This is a genomic window from Enterobacteriaceae endosymbiont of Donacia cinerea (assembly GCF_012569925.1).
Classification (GTDB): domain Bacteria; phylum Pseudomonadota; class Gammaproteobacteria; order Enterobacterales; family Enterobacteriaceae.
This window is the reverse complement of sequence record NZ_CP046204.1, coordinates 111,269-133,569: the sequence shown is the minus strand read 5'-3', so window position 1 is coordinate 133,569 and position 22,301 is coordinate 111,269. Positions and strand designations below refer to the sequence as shown.

The window sequence follows — 22,301 nt, the reverse complement described above, 5'->3', positions numbered from 1 at the left end:
TCTTTTTATATTTTTTGTGCAATACGTAGTATTGCACTTCGAGATCTTGGATTTTCATAAATTTCTTTTTTACTAGGAAAAATCCTATTAATAATTTTTAATTTTATTTTATTATTTTTATAATAAAAATTATTTATTTCTTTCTCAGTTAAAGGTAATTTATTATGAATATTTTGTTTATTTAAAGAACTATATTTTTTCATAAAATACTTAATAATTCTATCTTCAATAGAGTGAAAACTAATTGTAGCTATAATGCCATTTTTTTTTAGTAATTCCAATGAAATATTTAAAGCTTTTTTTAATTCTTCTATTTCTTGATTTAAAAAAATTCTTATTGCTTGAAAAGATCTTTTTGCTGGATGTTTAAATTTATTATTTTTAGGAATAGAAGAACATATTGAATATGATAAATCTTTTGTGTTATGTAATTTGTTATTTAACATGTTTTTTTTTATATTATATGCTATTTTTTTATGATATTTTTCTTCACCATATATTTTTAATATTTCAGATAATTTCTTTTCATTTATGTTTTTTAATAAATTATAAGCTGTTATTTTATTTTTTTGATTTATACGCATATCTAATGGTCCATTAAACATGTAAGAAAAACCTCTTTTAGAATTATTTAATTGAAAAGAAGAAATTCCTAAATCAAATAATATTCCATCTATTTTACCTATTTTTTTATTTAAAATAGTTTTTAAATTTGAAAAATTATTATTTATATAAATAATTCTATTATCTAAAATTTTATATTTTAATATTGTTTTTATATCACAATCTATTGCATAAATTTTGCCATAATTTCCTAATTTAGATAAAATTAATCTTGTATGACCTCCACAACCATAAGTAGCATCTATATATATTCCATTATCTTTAATATTTAAACTATTAACGGATTCTTTTAATAAAACAGGTATATGATTCATTATATTATATATAAATAAATTAATTACTATGTAATTTATATATTATATTATATAATATAAATATAAATTAAAATTTATAATAAAAATATTTCTTAAAAAATTTGGTTTAATTTTAAAAGGTATAATTATGATAGAATATCCAAATTTAAAAAGTACAACTTTAAAACAAGAAAAAAATCATATACAAATTTATTTTAGAAAAGTATATAGTTGGATGTCTTGTGGTTTGTTATTAACAGCATTTATTTCTTGGTATGTATCTAATACACCACAAGTTATAAATTATATATTAAATAATAAAATTTTTTTATTAAGTTTATGTTTTTTACAATTTATATTAGTATTTGTTATTTCAAGTTTTTTAAATAGATTATCTGGAAAAACACTAACTACATTGTTTATGTTTTATTCTTCATTAACTGGATTAACTACAGCTGGAATATTTTCTGCATATAATCAAAATACAATTTTTACAGCATTTATAACTACATCATTTACTTTTTTATCTATGTGTATTTGGGGATATTTTACGAAAAGAGATCTAAGTTATTTAGGTAATATTATTATAATGGGGATATTTGGTATAGTTATAGCTTCACTTATAAATTTATGGATACAAAATAATTTAATTTCTTCTATAATAAATTATATTAGTGTAATTTTTTTTACATTACTTGTTTCATATGATACACAAAAATTAAAAAATATTGCAGAAAAAATTAGTTTAAACATAAATGATAAAGACAATTTAAGAAGATATGCTATTTTAGGTGCACTTATGTTATATTTAGATTTTATTAATTTATTTTTTGTAATATTACGTTTAATTGATAATAATGATAATAATGACGATAAATAATATTAATATTTTATTATTGAAAATAATAAATATTATTCATTATTTTTTATATAAAAATCTTATTTAAATAAAATTTATAAATTTTATAATAATTAATATTAAAAGTAATAAAATATGTCTATAACACTAACACCTATGATGGATCAATATTTTAAATTAAAAAAACAATATCCTAATATTTTATTATTTTATAGATTAGGAGATTTTTATGAAATGTTTTTTGAAGATGCAAAAAAAGCATCAAAATTATTAAATATTGTTTTAACTAAGAGAGGTAAATTAAATGGAAAACCTGTTCCTATGGCAGGTATACCAGTTAATAGTATAGATAATTATTTATCAAAATTAATTAAGTTAGGAGAATCTATAGCTATTTGTGAACAGATACAAAATAAAAAAACTTTATCTAAAAAAAAAATTTTAGATAGAAAAATAGTTAGAATTATTACACCCGGAACAGTTAGTGATGATATTTTATTAAAAAATAATATCGACAATTTATTAGGGTCAATATATCAAGATATAAAATTAGGATTTGGTTATGCTACACTAAATATTAGTTCTGGTGATTTTAGAATTATGGAAAATAAAGATATTAATATTATTGCTGGAGAATTACAAAGAACAAATCCTAAAGAATTATTATATTCTGAAAATTTTAAAGATATAAATTTATTAGAAAAAAGATACTGTATTAGACGTAGACCATTATGGGAATTTGATATAGATACAGCTATTCAACAATTGAATATGCAATTTAAAACTAAAAATTTAAAAAGTTTTGGTATTGAAAAATCATTATTAGCTATTAGAGCCGCAGGATGTTTAATACAATATGTTAAAGATACACAAAGAGTATATCTACCTCATATTAACAATATTTTTTTAGAAAGACATAATAATGAAATTATTATGGATGAAAATACTCGTAAAAATTTAGAAATTATTAATAGTATTTCTGGAGATAAAAATAATACTTTAGTTAAAATATTAGATTATACTACTACAAATATGGGTAGTCGTTTATTAAAAAGATGGTTAAATAATCCAATACGTGATATTAAAATTATTTTAAATAGACAAAAAAATATTTCTATTTTACAAAAATATTATTTTAATTTTAAAAAAATATTGTCAAAAATTGGTGATATTGAAAGAATTATTGCTAGATTAGCTTTAAGAACTGCTAAACCAAATGATTTAGTCTCTTTAAGAGAGACGTTAAATTATTTACCTAATATTCATAATATTTTTCAAAATATAAATGATTGTGAAATAAAATTTAAAATTTTAAAATTAGGATTATTTACTTCATTAAAAAATTTATTAAAAAAATCTATAAAAGAAAAACCAGCTCCCTCTTTAAAAGAGGGAAATGTTATTGCAACTGGATATAATGTATTATTAGACGATTTAAGAAAATTATCAAAAGATTCAAATAAATATTTATCTTATCTAGAAAATAAAGAACGTAATTCATTAAAAATAAAAAAATTAAAAATAGGATACAACACAGTTCATGGATATTATATCCAACTTAATAAAAGTTATAAATATAATCTCCCTAATAAATATATTCAAATTCAAACTTTAAAAAATTTTAATAGATATATTATTCCAGAATTACAAAAATATCAAAAAAATATTTTTTCTTCTAAAGAAAATCTTTTAAATTTAGAAAAAAATTTATATAACAAATTATTTTATTATATTAATCCTTTTTTAAAAAATTTACAAAAATTATCATTATATTTATCAGAATTAGATGTATTATGTAATTTAGCTGAAAGATCTATAACTTTAAATTATACTTGTCCTATTTTAAATAAAAAAATAGGTATTTCTTTAACTAATTCAAGACATCCTATTGTCGAAAATATTGTAAAAATACCTTTTATATCTAATAATGTATTATTAACTAAAAATCATCATATATTGTTAATAACAGGTCCTAATATGGGTGGTAAAAGTACTTATATGAGACAAATAGCATTAATTATTTTAATGACTTATATAGGTAGTTATGTTCCAGCGGATAAAGCTATTATAGGACCAATAGATAGAATTTTTACAAGAATAGGATCTACAGATAATATTTCTTCCGGATTATCTACTTTTATGGTTGAAATGATAGAAACTGCAAATATTTTAAGAAATGCAACTTCAAAAAGTTTAGTATTAATGGATGAAGTAGGAAGAGGTACATCTACACATGATGGTTTAGCTATAGCTTGGTCTTGTACAGAATATATTGCAAAAAAAAATAAATCACTTACTTTATTTGCAACTAATTATATTGAATTAACAAAATTAAAAGATAAAAATAAATGTATAAAAAATATATATTTTGATGCAATAAAAATTAATAATTCTATTGTCTTTTTACATAAAATTAAGAATGGATCAATTAATAAAAATTATGGTTTGTTTGTAGCATCTTTAGCAGGAATTCCTAAAGAAGTTATTAATAAAGCTAAAAAAAAAATTGAACAGTTAGAAAATTATAAAAATTAAATTAGATTTTTAAAAAAAATAATAATATATAAAATATACATAAATTTATAAAAATTAATATTATAAAATTAATATTTATTTTTTAAAACATAAATTTAAAAATATATAACTTATAAAATTGAGTTAAAAGGATATTTATTTACATGAATTCTTTTGCTAAAGAAATAAAATTAATTAATATTGAAGAAGAATTAAAAAGTTCTTACATAGATTATGCTATGTCAGTTATAGTAGGTAGAGCTTTACCGGATGTAAGAGATGGATTAAAACCTGTTCATAGACGTATATTATACGCTATGTATATATTAGGAAATACATGGAATAAATCTTATAAAAAATCAGCAAGAATAGTCGGAGATGTTATAGGAAAATATCATCCTCATGGAGATAATGCAGTTTATGATACAATTGTAAGATTAGCTCAATCTTTTTCGTTAAGATATCCATTAATACATGGGCAAGGTAATTTTGGTTCTATTGATGGAGATTCAGCTGCAGCTATGCGTTATACTGAAATAAAAATGTCTAAAATTTCGCAAGAAATCATTAATGATTTAGAAAAAAATACAGTAAATTTTTTACCTAATTATGATGGAACAGAAAAAATTCCTGAAATAATGCCCACAAAAATACCTAATTTATTAATTAATGGGTCTTCTGGTATAGCAGTTGGAATGACAACAAATATTCCTCCTCATAATATTATAGAAGTAATTAATGCCTGTTTAGCTTATATTAAGAATAATGATATTAAAATTAAAGAATTAATGAATTATATTCCTGGTCCTGATTTTCCTACTGCAGGTATTATTTATGGTATTAATGAGATTGAAAATGCATATATTACAGGAAAGGGAAAAATATTTCTTAGAGGACGTATTAAAACAATTAAAGATAAAAAAAAAAAATATAAAACAATTATAATTTATGAACTTCCTTATCAAGTAAATAAATCTAAATTAATAGAAAAAATAGCTAATTTAATAAAAGAAAAAAAAATTCAAGGTATTAAAACTTTAAGAGATGAATCTGATAAAGATGGTATAAGAATTTTAATTAGAATAAAAAAAGATACATCTATTAATGTAATTTTAAATACTTTATATAAATTAACTCCTTTGCAAACTACTTTTAGTATAAAAATGGTTTCCTTATATAAAGGTAAACCTACATTAATGTCTTTAAAAAATATAATTAAAGCATTTATTTCTCATAGACGTGAAATAGTAATAAGACGAACAAATTACGAAATAAAAAAATCTCGTATTAAAGCACATATATTAGAAGGACTAATAGTAGCTTTATTAAATATAAAAAAAATTATAAAAATTATACGTTCTTCTAAAATATCAGAAACTTTAAAAAATAAAATTTATTTACAATCTTGGAAAATACCAAATATATTTCAAATATTTAATTTACAAGAAAAAAAAACATTAAATATTTATTTAACTAATTCTAATTTAATAAAATTTAATGATAATTATCATTTTAGTTATAAACAAATTACAGCTATTTTAGATTTAAAATTAAATAAATTAACAAATTTAGAACATAAAAAATTATGTATAGAATATGAAAATTTAATATACAAAATATCAAATTTAACTAAAATTATTGAAAATTATGAATATTTAATGAAAGTAATATATAATGAATTAATATTAATAAAAAAAGAATTTGGAGATAAAAGAAAAACAGAAATTATTTCAAATAATCATTCTATAATTCAAAAAAAAGATTTAATTAATCATGAAAAAGTTATTATTACTTTGTCTCATCAAGGATATATTAAATATCAAAAAATTACTGAATATAATTTACAACATAGAGGAGGTAAAGGTAAAATAGCTATAAAATTAAAAGATAATGATTTTATATCTAAAATATTAATAGCATATACTCATGATAATATTTTATGTTTTTCTAATAAAGGATATTTATATTGGTTAAAAGTTTATAATATACCTGAAGCTAACAGGTATGCAAAAGGAAGACCTATTATAAATTTAATTCCCTTAAAAAATAATGAAATTATTAACACTTTTATTGTAATAAATAACTATAAAGATAATTTTAGTTTAATTATGGTTACTGCACAAGGAAAGGTAAAAAAAACAAATTTGAATAAATTTAATAAACCTAGATATAATGGAATTATTGCAATAAAATTAAAAAAAAATGATACTTTAATAGCTGTCTCTATAATTCAACAAAATGATAAAATTATGATATTTTCTTCTTTAGGTAAAGTAGTAAAATTTAATGAATCTCAAATTAAATCAATAGGAAGAAATACAGTAGGTGTAAAAGGCATTAGTTTTTTAAAAAAGAAAAAAGATTATGTAGTTTCATTAATAATTATAAAAAGTAATTTTCAAAAAAATATTTTTACTATAACAGAAAATGGATATGGTAAATGTACTAATAATAAAGCTTTTCCTACAAAATCTAGATCCACAAAAGGAATTATATCAATGAAAATTAATAATAGAAATGGAAAATTAGTAGATGCTTTAAAAGTTAAAGATAATGATCAAGTAATGATTATTACTAATATGGGTACATTAATACGTATTAATATATCTGAAATTTGTGTTGTTGGACGTAATACTAAAGGAGTTATCATAATAAAAACAAAACTTAATGAAAAAGTTGTTAGTATTCAAAAAATTTAATTTATAGTCATAAAATTTTTTATTTAATTTTAAAAAAATCTTTAAATTTATATACTTTATCTGTTTTTTCCCATGAAAAAATATTTCTACCAAAATGACCATAAGATGCTGTTTCTTTATATATTGGTTTTAATAAATCTAACATTTTAATTAAATTAAAAGGTCTTAAATCAAAAATTTCACGGATAAATGTAATTATTTTTTCATTAGACACTTTTCCAGTACCAAATGTATTTATCATTATTGAAATGGGATTAGCAATACCAATAATATATGCAATTTGTATTTCACATCGTGAAGCTAAAGATGATGCAACTATATTTTTTGCTATATAACGAGCAGCATAAGCTGCTGATCTATCTACTTTAGATGGATCTTTTCCTGAAAAAGCTCCTCCTCCATGTCTAGCCATACCACCATAAGTATCTACGATAATTTTTCTTCCTGTTAAACCACAATCACTTATAGGTCCTCCTATAACAAAACGACCTGAAGGATTAATAAAAAATTTTGTTTTTTTATTTATCCATATTTTAGGTAAAATGGGTTTAATAATTTCTTCCATAACAGCTTCTTCTAATTTTTTAAATGGTATTTCTTTTGAAATTTGTGTTGATAAAACTACAGAATCTATATTAATAATTTTATTATTTTTATATTTAAAAGTAATTTGACTTTTAGCGTCTGGTTCTAACCAGGATAAAATTTTTTTTTTTCTAATTAATGCTTGTTGATATACTAATTTATGTGCATATATAATAGGTGCTGGCATAAAGACATCAGTTTCATTTGTTGCATATCCAAATACAAATCCTTGATCTCCAGCTCCTTGATTATATTTATCTAAATTAGATGTTATTCCCCTATTAATATCTTCAGATTGTTTACTAATAATATTTAATATAGTACATGTATTAGCATCAAATCCTGAATTTGGATTAGTATATCCTATTTCTTTTATAGTTTTTCTAGTTACTTTTTCTATATTTAGAATAGCTTTTGTTGTTATTTCTCCTCCAATTAATACCATATTATTTTTAATATATGTTTCGCATGCTACACGAGAATTAATATCTTGTTTTATTATATCATCTAATATAGCATCAGAAATTTGATCTGCTACTTTATCAGGATGTCCTTCTGATACAGATTCTGAAGTAAATAAATATTCCGTCATTAGTAATACCTTCTATTTTAAAAAAAAAATCTTAATTAAGTTAGTATATATTTAAATAAAATAAAATGTAAATAAAGTTATTATTTTAAATAAATTTTATATTTAAAAATTTTAAAATTATAAAAAATAGATTTTAAAACATTTTACGTATATATTTCTTTTATATAAAGAATTTTTTTAAAAAATATTTTATTAAAATTTAGGAGTAATTTATATTATGCCTTCTAGAAAAGATCTTGCTAATGCTATTCGATTTTTAAGTATAGATGCTATAGAAAATTCTAAATCTGGACATCCTGGTGCTCCTATGGGTATGGCAGATATAGCTGAAGTACTATGGCGTAATTATTTAAATCATAATCCTAATAATCCCAAATGGATTAATCGTGATAGGTTTATATTATCTAATGGACATTGCGTTATGTTACTTTATAGTTTATTACATTTAACTGGATATAATGTAACAATTTCTGATTTAAAAAATTTCCGTAAATTATATTCTAAAACACCAGGACATCCTGAATTTGGATGTACTCCTAATATTGAAACTAGTACAGGTCCTTTAGGACAAGGATTAGCTAATGCTGTTGGTATGGCAATAGCTGAAAAAACATTAGCTGCACAATTTAATAAGTTAAATTATAATATTATTAATCATTATATTTATGTTTTTTTAGGTGATGGTTGTTTAATGGAAGGGATTTCTCATGAAGTATGTTCTTTAGCTGGAACACTAAAATTAAAAAAATTAATTGTTTTTTATGATAGTAACGGTATTTCTATAGATGGAAATATTAAAGGATGGTTTACTGATAATACAAAAAAAAGATTTGAATCTTATGGTTGGAATGTGATTTCTAATATAGATGGACATAATTTTGAAAGTATAGAAAAAGCTATTAATAAAACTAAATCTTTAAAAGAAGATAAACCTTCTTTATTAATTTGTAATACAATTATCGCTTTTGGATCACCTAATAAATCTGGAAAAAATATTTCACATGGTTCACCTTTAGGTGAAAAAGAAGTTTTCTTAACAAGGAAAAATTTAAATTGGAATTATCAACCTTTTAAAATTCCTTCTTCTATTTATAAAAAATGGGATGCTAAAAAAATAGGTAATATAAAAGAATTAAAATGGAAAAATATGTTTAAAAATTATTGTAATGAATTTCCTATTTTAGCTAAAGAATTAAAAAGAAGAATTAAAAATATACTTCCTTTAGATTGGAATAATAAAATTAATAATATTATTTTTAAATTAAATAATGATATTAATACTAATTTTTCTACAAGAGAATCATCTCAATATATTTTACAAAAATATTCAAAATTATTACCAGAATTGTTTGGAGGTTCAGCAGATTTATCTAGTAGTAATTTAACTTTTTTAAAAAATTCTAAACCAATTAATCAATTTAAAAATGGAAATTATATTTATTATGGAGTAAGAGAATTCGGTATGCTAGCAATAGCAAATGGTATTTCTTTATATAATGGTTTTATCCCTTATACATCTACTTTCTTAGTTTTTTCAGATTATTGTCGTAATGCAATAAGAATGGCTGCTTTAATGAAAATAAGAAATATAATGATTTTTACTCATGATTCTATTGGTTTAGGAGAAGATGGACCAACACATCAACCAATAGAACAATTATCTAGTTTGAGATTAATTCCGAATATTAGTATTTGGCGTCCATGTGATCAAATTGAAACAGCAATATCATGGAAAATTAGTATTGAAAATATACATAAACCAACGATATTAATTTTATCTAGGCAAAATCTACTAAAACAAAAAAGAAGTAAAAAACAAATATCCTTTATATCATATGGAGCATATATTTTAAAAGATTGTTTAGATAACAATCCTCAAATTATATTAATAGCTACAGGTTCAGAAGTATCTTTAGCGGTTAAAGTATATAAAAAGTTATCTTTTTTAAAATATAAAATTAGAGTAGTATCAATGCCTTCTACTGATACTTTTGATAAACAAACAAAAGAATATAAAAATTATATATTACCTAAAAATATAAAATGTAAAGTAGCTATTGAAGCTGGAGCAAAAGATTTTTGGTATAAATATGTAGGTTTAAGTGGTAGTGTAATTGGTATTAATACTTTTGGTTATTCTGCTTCTGCAAATAAATTATTTACAAAATTTGGTTTTACTGTTGAAAATATTATTTTAAAAATAAAAAAACTTTTAAAATCATATAATTAATGATTTTAATTATATTAAATAGGATTAATTATTTATGTTAAGTATTTTAGATTTAGATATTAAAAATAAAATTTTATTAATTAGATCTGATTTAAATGTACCTTTAGATATAAAGGGTAATATTACTTCTGATATTAGAATTAAATTATCATTACCTACTATACAATATGCTTTAGAAAAAAAATCTAAAATTATTATAGCTTCTCATTTAGGAAGACCTATTGAAGGAAAATATGATAAATTATTTTCTTTAAAAAAAATTGCTATATATTTAGAAAAAATTTTAAATCACAAAGTTGTTTTACAGAGAAATTATTTAAATGTATGTAATTTTAAAAAAGATGAAATTATTCTTTTAGAAAATGTTCGTTTTAATATTGGTGAAAAAAATAATAACGAAAAATTATCTAAACAATATGCATCTTTATGTGATATATTTGTAATGGATGCTTTTGCAACTTCACATCGTATTCATTCATCTACATATGGTATTATTAATTTTGCTAAAAAATCTTGTGCGGGATTATTATTAATAAATGAAATAAAAAATTTAAATAAGTTTTTAAAAAATCCTGAAAAACCTATAATTTCTATTATAGGAGGATCTAAAATTTCAACTAAATTTAATATTTTAAAAAAATTAGCTAAATTATCAAACAAAGTTATTGTAGGTGGAGGTATAGCAAATACATTATTATCATTAAATAATAATATCGGAAATTCATTATATGAACCTAATGCAATTTTACTAGCTCAAGAAATAATTAAAAAATATAAAAATATAATTATACCTACTGATTGTATAGTTAGTACATCTATTACTAATAATTCTTTAATAAAAAATAAAGATATTCATAATATTTTAAAAAATGAAAGAATTCTTGATATAGGTAATAAAACTATAAATGTAATAAAATATGAGTTAAAAAAAGCTAAAACCATATTATGGAATGGACCTATTGGAGTTTTTGAATTTAAAAAATTTAGAAAAGGAACTGAAATGATAATTAAAGCTATTACACATAGTAATGCTTTTTCTATTGTAGGAGGTGGAGATACTTTAGCTGCAATAGAATTATTTAATTCTTTTAATAAAATTTCATATATTTCTACAGGTGGAGGATCTTTTTTAAAATATATAGAAGGAAATTCATTACCTGTTATATCTATGTTAGAAAATATTTCATAATATTTTATTTAAAAATTAAAATAATAAAAATATTAACAAAAAAAAATTTTAATAAGGTATGTAAATTATATATTATGTCTAAAATTTTAAATTTTATAAAACCAGGCGTTGTTGTTGGTCATGACGTACAAACAATATTTAGAATAGCAAAAGAAAATAAATTTGCCTTACCGGCTATTAATTGTATAGGTACTGATTCTATTAATATAGTTTTAGAAACTGCAGCAAAATTAAAATCTGCTGTAATTATTCAATTTTCTAACTCAGGATCTTCTTTTATTGCAGGTAAAGGATTACAAGAAAAAAATCCAAAATTAGCTTCAATAATTGGAGCTATATCTGGTGCTAAACATGTTCATAATATTGCTAAATATTATGGTATTCCGGTTATTTTACATACTGATCACTGCCCAAAAGATAAATTATCTTGGATTGATAATTTACTAAATGAAAGTGAAAAATATTATTTAACACATAAAAAATCTTTATTTTCATCTCATATGATAGATTTATCTAGAGAATCTATTAAAAATAATATTAAAATATGTAGTCGTTATTTAAAAAGAATGTCAAAAATGCAAATGACATTAGAAATAGAATTAGGATGTACAGGTGGAGAAGAAGATGGTATTGATAATAGTAATATAAATAAAAAGTCATTATATACAGATCCCTATGATATAAATTATGCTTATGAAAAATTAAAACTAATTAGTTCTCAATTTATTATTGCAGCTTCTTTTGGAAACGTGCATGGAGTATATCAAAAAGGAAATGTACAATTATTACCTGAAATTTTAAAAGATTCACAAAAATTTATTAGTAAAAAACATAATATACCTAATAATTCTATAAATTTTGTATTTCATGGTGGTTCTGGATCTTCATTATTAGAAATTAAAGATTCTATAAATTATGGTGTTGTTAAAATGAATATTGATACAGATACACAGTGGGCTACATGGAAAGGTGTATTAAATTTTTATAAAAAATATAAAAAATATTTACAAAAACAACTTGGAAATCCAGAAGGTTTGAATAAACCAAATAAAAAATATTATGATCCTAGATCATGGATTAGAGCATCGCAAATTTCTATGCAAAAACGATTAGAAAAAACATTTAAAGAACTAAATGCAATTAATATTTTATAAAAAAATTATTTTAATTATAAAAAAAATACGAATTATTTCATAAAATGGATTATATAATATGAATAAATTTACTAGTGTATTAGATTTTATAATATCTTCTATCTTTCAAAATAAAATTTTTATTTTATATCAATGTGAACATTTTATTTTAGCTGGTATGATTCTATTTTTTGGATTATGGGGAGTTAAAATTGTTACTAAAACAATAAGAAATGTTTTTACTATTAGAAATATAGATCCTATTACAACTGGATTTCTTACAAATATTTTTAAATATAGTTTAACTGTATTTGTTATTGTTAGTGCATTAAGTAGTATAGGATTAAAAACATCCTCAATTTTTGCTGCATTTGGGACTATAGGATTAGTAATTGGTTTAGCATGGCAAAGTGCTCTAGCAAATTTAGCATCAGGATTATTAATTATTACTTTTCGTATTTTTAAAGTAGGAGATTATATTAACATTGGTAATGTAACTGGTAAAATTACTAATGTTGAAATTTTTTGTACTCTTTTTAAAACATTTAATGGAAGTATTATATCTGTTCCTAATGGGAAAATACTCACTGAAAATATAATAAATTTTTCTAAATCTAATGAGTATCGTAATAAAATTACTTTAGGTATTGCAAGAAATTTAATACAAAAAGATATAAATATAATAAAAAAAATTTTATTAGATACTGTTTCAGTAAATGATAAAATAATAAAAAATTCAATTGTTAATGTTATTTTAGATGAGATAACTAATAATTCTATTAATTTTACTATTTTTTTTTGGATTAATGATTTTATAAATAAAAAAGAAATTTGTTCAGATTTAATTAATATTTTAAAAAATAATTTAGAATTATATAAAAAATCATGTGTATTATGGATTAACAATGATTAATATTGTTATATTAATTTTTTCTAAAACAAATAATAATACGGTGCGAACGGGACTTGAACCCGTGACCCCCGGCGTGACAAGCCGGTATTCTAACCAACTGAACTATCGCACCATGATAATAAATATTATCATATATATCATATTGTTAATCGTCAATATTTTTTTATGTTTTTTTATTATTTCCATAAATTAAAACCACATGTATTTTTAATTAATTTTAATTTTAATTTATGTAATTTTAATTCTTCTTTAGAAGCTTTTACAATTAATAATTTTTTTTTTATCGATTTTTTACATAGAAATTCTAACTTATTATTAAAGTTATTATTTTTTTCTTTTAGAAAATCTAATTTAAAAGAATTTTGTTTTGTAGTCATAAATAAAAAAACTTTTGCTAATAATTTTGCATCTAATAAAGCTCCATGTAAATTACGTTTATTTATGTTAATATTAAATCTAGAACATAAAGAATTTAATGAATTTCTTTTTCCAGGAAACAGATTTCTAGCCATTTTTAATGTATCTCTTACTTTACAAATATTTTCAATTTTAGGTAATTTTTTTTTTAACAATGATAATTCATAATTTAAAAAACTAATATCAAATTGAGCATTATGAATAATAAGTTCAGAATCTTTTATAAAATTAAGAAAATTATTAAAAATATCAGAAAAAATAGGTTTTTTATATAAAAATTTATTAGAAATACCGTGGATATTAAATGCTTCTTTACTTATAATTTTTTGTGGATTAATATATGTGTGAAAATAATTTTTAGTAATATTACGATTAATAATTTCTATTATTCCTATTTCTATAATACGATGTCCTATATAGTAGGGATATGATAAATTCATTCCTGTTGTTTCTGTATCTAAAACTACTTGACGTATATTAATTTTTTTCATATTTGTTATGTAAATAATATAAGTTTTATTAAAATAATATGTATAAAAATATAAATATTTTTACTGATGGTTCTTGTATATATAATCCTGGTCCTGGAGGTTGTGCTGCTATATTACAATATCATAAATATGAAAAAATTTTGACTAAAAGTTTTTTTTTAACTACTAATAATAGAATGGAATTAATGGCTTCTATTATTGCATTAGAATCATTAAAAGAAAATTGTAATATTTATATATTTACTGATAGTAAATATTTAAAAAAAGGAATTACAATATGGTTACAAAATTGGAAAAAATGTAATTGGTTACGTAATAATAAAAAAAAAGTTAAAAATATTGATTTATGGAAAAGATTAGAATTATTGTTATCTAATCATAATATTTATTGGAAATGGATTAAGAGTCATTCATATAATAAAATGAATAATAAATGTGATAAATTAGCTCGTATTTCAGCCAAAAATCCTTTAAATGAAGATTTTGGATATATAAAAAAATAAATATTTTTTATTTTAAATAAAATTTGTTAATAAAAATAGTTGTTATTTTTTTATAACTTATTTAAGTTTAAATAAACTAATTAATTTTTAAAAAAAAATTAATGTTTGAAAATAAAAAAAGGATAAAAGTATGCTAGATAACAATCGTTTACGCATAGCTATGCAAAAATCTGGTCGTTTAAGCAAAGAATCTAGTAAACTCTTAAAGAGTTGTGGTCTTAAAATCAATTTACAACAACAAAAGTTAATAGCTTTTGCAGAGAATATGCCGATTGATATCTTAAAAGTACGTGATGATGATATACCCGGATTAATTATGGAAGGTGTAGTTGATTTAGGAATAATTGGTAAAAATGTTTTAGAAGAAGAAGTTTTAAATAGGTTATCAAGAGGAGATAATGCAAATTATTTAACATTAAGAAAATTAAATTTTGGTATATGTAGATTATCTATAGCAATACCTATTAATAAAAATTATACAGGTCTACAATCTTTACAAAATACTTGTATTGCAACTTCTTATCCTAATTTATTAAAAAAATATCTTGATCAACATCATATTACATTTAAATCTTGTATGTTAAATGGTTCAGTAGAATTGGCACCTAGATTAGGTTTATCAGATGCTATTTGTGATTTAGTATCCACAGGAGCAACTTTAGAAGCACATGGAATTAAAGAAGTAGAAATTATATATACTTCACAAGCATGTTTAATACAACGTTATGATAAAATAACAAATTTTAAACAACAATTAATAAATAAATTATTAACAAAAATTAAAGAAGTTATTAAAGCTAGAGAATCTAAATATATAATGTTACATATCCCTAATAAAAAATTAAAAACGGTTATGTCTTTACTACCATATGTACAAAGTCCTACTATTTTACCATTAGTAGGTGAAACTAAAAAAGTAGCCATACACATGGTGTGTAATGAAACACTATTTTTAGAAAAAATGGAAAAACTAAAATTATTAGGAGCAAGTTCTATTTTAGTTTTACCTATTGAAAAAATAATGGAGTAATTAAAATGAAAATTATGAATAATTTAATTTATTGGCATAATTATAATAAAGAACAAAAAAAAAATATATTATCTAGACCAATATTTTTAATAGATAAAAAAATTAAAAATAATGTAACTGATATTTTAGATCAAGTAAAAAATAAAGGAGATGATGCATTAAAAAAATATAATTTTTTATTTGATAAAATTAAAGTTAATAATTTAAAAATCAATGAAAAAAAAATATATAATTCAAAAATTTATATAGATAAAAAAATTAAAAATGCTATAAAAAATGCGTATAATAATATATATAAATTTCACAAATATCAAATATTAAAAAATAAAATTATTGAGATTATACCTGGAGTATTTTGTAAACAAATTTATCGTCCTATATCTAAAATAGGATTTTATATTCCTGGAGGTACATCTTCATTATTTTCTACTGTATTAATGTTAGGAATTCCGGCTAAATTAGCATTATGTCCTAATATTATATTATGTTCTCCTCCTCCAATATCTAATGAAATTTTATTTTCTGCATATTTATGTAATATAAAAAATATTTTCCAAGTAGGAGGGGCTCATGCTATAGCAGCAATGGCTTTTGGTACAGAATCTATTAATAGAGTAGATAAAATTTTTGGCCCAGGAAATGTTTTTGTTACAGAAGCTAAAAGACAAGTAAGTAATCAAAATAAAATATATAAAAATATCTCTATAGATATGCCAGCAGGTCCATCAGAATTAATGATTTTAGCTGATAAATCAGCAAATTACAATTTTATTGTAGCTGATTTATTATCACAAGCAGAACATGGAATAGATTCACAGGTATTTTTAATTACTATTGAAGAGGAAGTAGCAAAATTAGTTAGAAATAAGCTTTTTAAACAATTAGAAAAATTACCTAAAAAACATATAGCACAAAGATCTCTTAATAAGAGTTATATTATAATAACAAAAAATATAGAAGAATGTATAAAAATAATAAATAAATATGCTCCTGAACATCTTATTATCCAATGTCGTAATTATGAAAAAATTTTACCTAAAATTATTAATGCAGGATCAATTTTTTTAGGTAATTGGACTCCAGAATCAGTTGGAGATTATGCTTCAGGAACTAATCATGTTTTACCTACTTATGGTTATGCTTCAACTTATTCATGTCTAGGAATTTCAGATTTTCAAAAAAGAATGTCTGTACAAAGATTAACTAAACAAGGATTACTAAATATTTCTAATACAGTAGAAATTATGGCAAAAAAAGAAAATTTATTAGGTCATAGTAATTCTGTTACAATAAGAAAAAAATATATTAATGAAAATTATTTAAATAAAGAAAAAAATAAAAAAATAAACACTATTAATAAAATAATTAAAAAAAATATTATTAATTTAATTCCATATAAATCTGCAAGATTATTATATAAAGGAGATAATACTAATAATAATTTAATTGCATTAAATGCTAATGAATCTCCTATAATTTCTTATTTTTCCTTAAATAAAAAAATATTTAATAAATATCCAGAACCACAATCTCAAGAATTAATTATTTTATATAGTAAATATGTAAATTTAAATATTCAAAACATTTTAGTTACAAGAGGAGCAGATGAAGGTATTGATTTAATTATGCGTACATTCTGTAATCAAAAAAAGGATAAAATTTTATTTTGTCCCCCAACGTATGATATGTATCGTGTGACTGCTCAAATATTAGATATAAAATATATAACTATTAATAGTAATAAAAATTGGGAATTAAATTTAGATAAAATTAAAAAAAATCTTAATAATGTTAAAATTATTTATATTTGTAATCCAAATAATCCTACTGGTAATTATATAAATCAAAATAATATAATAGAATTACTAAAATTAACAAAAAATACGGCAATTATTGTTATTGATGAAGCATATATTGAGTTTTGTATAGATCAAACTTTAACTTATTTTATAAATAAATATCATAATTTAATTATACTAAGAACTTTATCAAAAGCATTTGCATTAGCAGGATTACGTTGTGGTTTTATTTTAACAAATAAATATATTGTTAATACTTTACTTAAAGTTATTGCACCATATCCACTATCTGGGCCTTCTATAGATATAGCTATACAAGCTTTAAGTACAAAAAATTTAATTATTATGAAAGATAATGTAAAAACAATAATTAATAATAAAAAATGGTTAATAAAAAATTTAAATAATTGTCGTTGTGTAAAACATGTATTCAATAGTTCAACTAATTTTATTTTAGTAAAATTTCATAATTCTGATTTTATATTTAAAAAATTAAATAAAAAAAAAATAATTGTAAGAAATCAAAATTATCAAAAAAATTTGAATAATTGTTTAAGAATTACAATAGGAACAATATTTGAATGCAAAAAATTATTTTTTGAATTACAACAATTATCTTAATAAAATTTTATAAAAAAGAATTTATTATATGTTAAAAAAAATACTTTTTATAGATAGAGATGGGACTTTAATATCTGAACCTAAAAATAATTATCAAGTTGATGATATCAATAAATTATTTTTTGAAAAATATGTTATTATTGCATTATCAGAGTTAAAAAAACTTTCATATTTATTTGTAATAATTACAAACCAGGATGGTTTAGGTAGTAAATATTTTCCTTATAAATCTTTTAATATTCCTCATAATTTTATGATTAATGTTTTTAAATCTCAAAATATAGAATTTGAAAATATTTTTATTTGTCCTCATTTTTCTTATGAAAATTGTATTTGTAGAAAACCAAATACAACACTATTAAATTTATATATAAATAATAATTTAGATAAAAAAAATAGTTATGTTATAGGAGATCGTTTAACTGATATTGAATTAGCTAAAAATATTGGAATTAATGGTATTTTATATAATAAAAAAACATGTAATTGGTTAAATATTTTAACGAAGTTAACACCAATAAAAAGATATGCTATAATAAAAAGATTAACAAAAGAAACTTCAATACATATTGAATTATTTTTAGATACAAAAGGTAAAAATAATATTAATACTGGAATTAATTTTTTAAATCATATGTTAGAACAAATAGCAATACATGGAGGATTTATTTTAAATATTTATAGTAAAGGAGATTTATATGTTGATGATCATCATACAATAGAAGATATTGCAATATCATTAGGACAAGCTTTTACAAAAGCTATTGGTAACAAAAAGGGAATTAATAGATTTGGTTTTTTATTACCAATGGATGAATCATTAGCTCAATGCTCATTAGACTTATCAGGCAGACCATATTTACAATATCATGTAAAATTTAAATACCAAAAAATTGGTGATTTAAGTACAGAAATGATTAAACATTTTTTTTATTCTTTATCATATTCTATGTCATGTAATATATATTTAAAAGTTACAGGAGAAAATGATCATCATAAAATAGAAAGTTTATTTAAAGCATTTGGATGTTCTTTAAAACAAGCTATAAAAATAGTAAATAATATTATTCCTAGTTCAAAAGGAGTTTTAATTTGAAAATTGTTATTATAGATACATCTTGTGGTAATTTTTGTTCTTTAAAATCTACTATAAAAAAAATAGGATTTAACTCTGAAATTACAAATAATAAGGATTTAATTTTAAATGCTGAAAAAATTTTTTTACCAGGTGTCGGTTCTGCAAATTCTATAATAAAAAAATTAAAAAGTGATAATTTAGTAAAATTAATTCAAAATTGTAAGACAGATATTTTAGGAATATGTTTAGGTATGCAAATTTTAGGGAAATATAGCGAAGAAAATGGTGGAATTTCTACATTAGGTATTTTAAATTATTCTGTCAATTTAATGAATAATAAATATACACCTATTCCTCATATGGGATGGAATAAAGTAAATAATATAGTAACATCACCATTATTTCATAATATTAATCAAAATTCTTATTTTTATTTTTCACACAGTTATAATATTAATATTAATGATTATACAATAGCTACCACTAATTATGAAAAAGTTTTTAGTTCTGTTATTCAAAAAAGAAATTTTTTTGGAGTACAGTTTCATCCAGAAAGATCAGGAATTAATGGTATTCAATTAATTGAAAATTTTTTAAATATATAAAATAAAATATGATTATTCCCGCAATTGATTTAATAAAAGGACAAGTAGTTAGATTACATCAAGGAGATTTTAATTTAAAACGTAAATATTTACATAAACCTTTATTCTATATACAAAAGTATATTAAACAAGGAGCTCGAAAAATTCACATCATAGATTTAGATGGAGCAAAAAATCCAAATAAAAAACAAATAATTTTATTAAAAAATATTTTTAAAAATAAATTACCTCAAATACAATTAGGGGGAGGTATTAGATATAAAAAAGATATAGATTTAATTTTTAATTTAACATCTAAAGTTCAAATTATATTAGGTTCTTCAATTATTCAAGATTTCGAAAATGTCAAAAAATGGTTTAAATTGTATAATCCATATTCTATAATTTTAGCATTAGATATTAAAATTAATAAAAATAATCAGAAAATAGTATTTATTAATGGATGGCAAAATAGAAGTAATATAATTTTTGAAGATATTATTGAAAAATTTTTATATTTAGGATTAAAACATGTTTTATGTACAGATATTTCTAGAGACGGGACATTTTTAGGACCAAATATAAATTTATATACTGAAATAGTAAAAAAATATCCAGAAATATTTTTTCAAGCATCAGGAGGTATTTCTTCATTAAAAGATATTATTAATTTAAAAAATAGTGGAGTAAAACATGTAATTATAGGAAGAGCTTTTTTAGAAAAAAAATTTACTATTCAAGAGGCTAATTTATGTTGGCAAAAAGAATAATTCCTTGTTTAGATGTTTATAAAAATGTAGTAGTTAAAGGAAAAAAATTTAAAAATCATAAAATTGTAGGAGATATTTTATCATTAGCTCATAAGTATGATAAAGAAGGAGCTGATGAATTAGTGTTTTATGATATAACAGCATCTATTGATAAACGTTTAGTGAATAAAAAATGGATATCTCAAATTGCAAAAATAATTAGTATACCTATTTGTGTAGCAGGAGGAATAAAATCTATAGATGACGCTGCAAAAATATTATATTTAGGAGCTGAAAAAATATCTATAAATACTCCTGCATTAAATAATCCTTCTTTAATTACAAAATTATCTAAATATTTTGGAAAACAATGTATTGTTGTAGGAATAGATTCTTGGTATAACAAAAAAGATAAAAAATATTATGTATATAAATATACTGGTAATCAAAAAAATATAAGAATAACTAAATGGGAAACAATTGAATGGATTAAAACAGTACAAGAATTAGGTGCTGGAGAAATAGTATTAAATATGATGAATCAAGATGGATTATGTAAAGGATATGATTTAGTTCAATTAAAAAAAGTAAGAAAAATTTGTAAAATTCCTTTAATAGCTTCAGGTGGAGCAGGTTCTTTAAATAGTTTTTATGAAGTTTTTCATAAAAAAATAAATGTCGATGGAGCTTTAGCTGCATCAATATTTCATAAAAATATTATTAATATTCATACATTAAAAAAATTTTTATATAAAAAAAATATTGAGGTAAGAATATGTTGAAACAAAATAATTTAAATAATTTAAATTGGTTTAAAACAAATGGATTAATTCCTGTTATTATACAACATAAAATTTCAGGACAAATACTTATGCATGCATATATGAATCAAGAATCTCTTAAAATTACATTAGAAACAAAAAAAGTAACATTTTTTTCTAGAACTAAAAATAGAATATGGACAAAAGGAGAAACAACAGGTAATTTCTTATATTTAAAAAAAATAACAACAGACTGTGATAAAGATACATTACTTATTTTAGTTAAACCTATAAATAAAACATGCCATTTAAATGAATATAGTTGTTTTAAAAAAACTATATCAGATTTTACTTTTTTATATTTATTAGAAAATATTTTAAATAAAAAAAAAAATTCTATAGAATCCTCATATACTTATAATTTATATCAAAGTGGATTAAAAAGAATTACACAAAAAGTAGGAGAGGAAGCTATAGAAACCATTATAGCTGCAAATGATAATAATAAAAATGAAACTATACAAGAAACAGCTGATTTAATCTATCATTTAATAGTTTTATTAAAAATAAAAAATATTAGTTTATATGATATCATCAAAATTTTAAAAAAAAGAAATTCATAATTTTAAGAATTTTT

The 22,301-nt window shown here is 20.7% G+C and carries 17 protein-coding genes, 1 tRNA gene and 1 pseudogene; 15 read left to right on the top strand and 4 right to left on the bottom strand.

Annotated features, from left to right (window positions below; translation table 11 throughout):
• Positions 1-5: 5 nt before the first annotated feature.
• Complete coding sequence (gene rsmH, locus GJT94_RS00675; protein ID WP_211080455.1) at positions 6-938, bottom strand: 16S rRNA (cytosine(1402)-N(4))-methyltransferase RsmH; 933 nt, start codon at positions 936-938, stop codon at positions 6-8.
• Between the two features lie 127 nt (positions 939-1,065).
• On the opposite strand from rsmH, the gene GJT94_RS00670 reads away from it, so the two are divergent.
• From GJT94_RS00670 to gyrA, 3 genes and pseudogenes are all read left to right on the top strand, one after another.
• The gene (locus GJT94_RS00670) at positions 1,066-1,797 is read left to right on the top strand and encodes a Bax inhibitor-1/YccA family protein (RefSeq protein ID WP_168894227.1); all 732 of its coding nucleotides are present in this window, start codon (positions 1,066-1,068) and stop codon (positions 1,795-1,797) included.
• A 114-nt stretch (positions 1,798-1,911) separates the two neighbouring features.
• A pseudogene (gene mutS, locus GJT94_RS00665) lies at positions 1,912-4,290 on the top strand (DNA mismatch repair protein MutS); the annotation flags it as partial.
• 164 nt (positions 4,291-4,454) lie between these two features.
• Positions 4,455-6,989 (top strand): DNA topoisomerase (ATP-hydrolyzing) subunit A, encoded by a 2,535-nt coding sequence (gyrA, locus tag GJT94_RS00660; protein WP_168894225.1) that lies wholly within the window; start codon positions 4,455-4,457, stop codon positions 6,987-6,989.
• Between the two features lie 19 nt (positions 6,990-7,008).
• Here the strand turns inward: gyrA and metK are convergent, their stop codons facing one another.
• The gene (gene metK / locus GJT94_RS00655; protein ID WP_168894224.1) at positions 7,009-8,166 is read right to left on the bottom strand and encodes a methionine adenosyltransferase; all 1,158 of its coding nucleotides are present in this window, start codon (positions 8,164-8,166) and stop codon (positions 7,009-7,011) included.
• A 217-nt stretch (positions 8,167-8,383) separates the two neighbouring features.
• On the opposite strand from metK, the gene tkt reads away from it, so the two are divergent.
• The 4 genes from tkt (at position 8,384) to GJT94_RS00635 (ending at position 13,631) form a co-directional block, all read left to right on the top strand.
• Positions 8,384-10,396 carry a transketolase gene (gene tkt, locus GJT94_RS00650; protein WP_168894223.1) on the top strand — a complete coding sequence of 671 codons (2,013 nt, stop codon included), beginning with the start codon at positions 8,384-8,386 and terminating at the stop codon, positions 10,394-10,396.
• Between the two features lie 34 nt (positions 10,397-10,430).
• The gene (locus GJT94_RS00645; RefSeq protein ID WP_168894222.1) at positions 10,431-11,585 is read left to right on the top strand and encodes a phosphoglycerate kinase; all 1,155 of its coding nucleotides are present in this window, start codon (positions 10,431-10,433) and stop codon (positions 11,583-11,585) included.
• Positions 11,586-11,659: 74 nt separating this feature from the next.
• Positions 11,660-12,739, top strand: coding sequence for a class II fructose-bisphosphate aldolase (fbaA, locus tag GJT94_RS00640; protein ID WP_168894221.1), 1,080 nt, complete (start codon positions 11,660-11,662; stop codon positions 12,737-12,739).
• Positions 12,740-12,797: 58 nt separating this feature from the next.
• Positions 12,798-13,631, top strand: coding sequence for a mechanosensitive ion channel domain-containing protein (locus tag GJT94_RS00635; RefSeq protein ID WP_168894220.1), 834 nt, complete (start codon positions 12,798-12,800; stop codon positions 13,629-13,631).
• Positions 13,632-13,669: 38 nt separating this feature from the next.
• On the opposite strand, the gene GJT94_RS00630 is transcribed toward GJT94_RS00635, so the two are convergent.
• Together GJT94_RS00630 and dnaQ are read right to left on the bottom strand one after the other, a co-directional pair.
• Positions 13,670-13,743 (bottom strand) — tRNA-Asp (locus GJT94_RS00630).
• A gap of 64 nt (positions 13,744-13,807) precedes the next feature.
• Positions 13,808-14,539 carry a DNA polymerase III subunit epsilon gene (dnaQ, locus tag GJT94_RS00625; RefSeq protein WP_168894219.1) on the bottom strand — a complete coding sequence of 244 codons (732 nt, stop codon included), beginning with the start codon at positions 14,537-14,539 and terminating at the stop codon, positions 13,808-13,810.
• A 38-nt stretch (positions 14,540-14,577) separates the two neighbouring features.
• Between dnaQ and rnhA the strand changes: the two genes are divergently transcribed.
• The 8 genes from rnhA (at position 14,578) to hisIE (ending at position 22,287) form a co-directional block, all read left to right on the top strand.
• Positions 14,578-15,042 (top strand): ribonuclease HI, encoded by a 465-nt coding sequence (rnhA, locus tag GJT94_RS00620; protein ID WP_168894218.1) that lies wholly within the window; start codon positions 14,578-14,580, stop codon positions 15,040-15,042.
• Between the two features lie 130 nt (positions 15,043-15,172).
• Positions 15,173-16,072, top strand: a complete 900-nt coding sequence (hisG, locus tag GJT94_RS00615; protein ID WP_168894217.1) for an ATP phosphoribosyltransferase — start codon at positions 15,173-15,175, stop codon at positions 16,070-16,072.
• Between the two features lie 5 nt (positions 16,073-16,077).
• Positions 16,078-18,492, top strand: coding sequence for a histidinol dehydrogenase (hisD, locus tag GJT94_RS02285; protein ID WP_211080454.1), 2,415 nt, complete (start codon positions 16,078-16,080; stop codon positions 18,490-18,492).
• Positions 18,493-18,520: 28 nt separating this feature from the next.
• Positions 18,521-19,588 carry a bifunctional histidinol-phosphatase/imidazoleglycerol-phosphate dehydratase HisB gene (gene hisB / locus GJT94_RS00605; RefSeq protein WP_168894216.1) on the top strand — a complete coding sequence of 356 codons (1,068 nt, stop codon included), beginning with the start codon at positions 18,521-18,523 and terminating at the stop codon, positions 19,586-19,588.
• Entirely contained in the window at positions 19,585-20,175 is a 591-nt protein-coding gene (hisH, locus tag GJT94_RS00600; RefSeq protein WP_168894215.1) for an imidazole glycerol phosphate synthase subunit HisH, read from the top strand. Before hisB ends, hisH begins: the two co-directional genes overlap by 4 nt.
• A gap of 8 nt (positions 20,176-20,183) precedes the next feature.
• Complete coding sequence (locus GJT94_RS00595) at positions 20,184-20,924, top strand: 1-(5-phosphoribosyl)-5-[(5-phosphoribosylamino)methylideneamino] imidazole-4-carboxamide isomerase (RefSeq protein ID WP_168894214.1); 741 nt, start codon at positions 20,184-20,186, stop codon at positions 20,922-20,924.
• Positions 20,906-21,685, top strand: a complete 780-nt coding sequence (gene hisF / locus GJT94_RS00590; RefSeq protein ID WP_168894213.1) for an imidazole glycerol phosphate synthase subunit HisF — start codon at positions 20,906-20,908, stop codon at positions 21,683-21,685. Before GJT94_RS00595 ends, hisF begins: the two co-directional genes overlap by 19 nt.
• A complete protein-coding gene (gene hisIE, locus GJT94_RS00585; RefSeq protein ID WP_168894212.1) occupies positions 21,679-22,287 on the top strand; it encodes a bifunctional phosphoribosyl-AMP cyclohydrolase/phosphoribosyl-ATP diphosphatase HisIE in 609 nt (202 codons plus the stop codon). Before hisF ends, hisIE begins: the two co-directional genes overlap by 7 nt.
• The last annotated feature ends 14 nt before the right edge of the window (positions 22,288-22,301 follow it).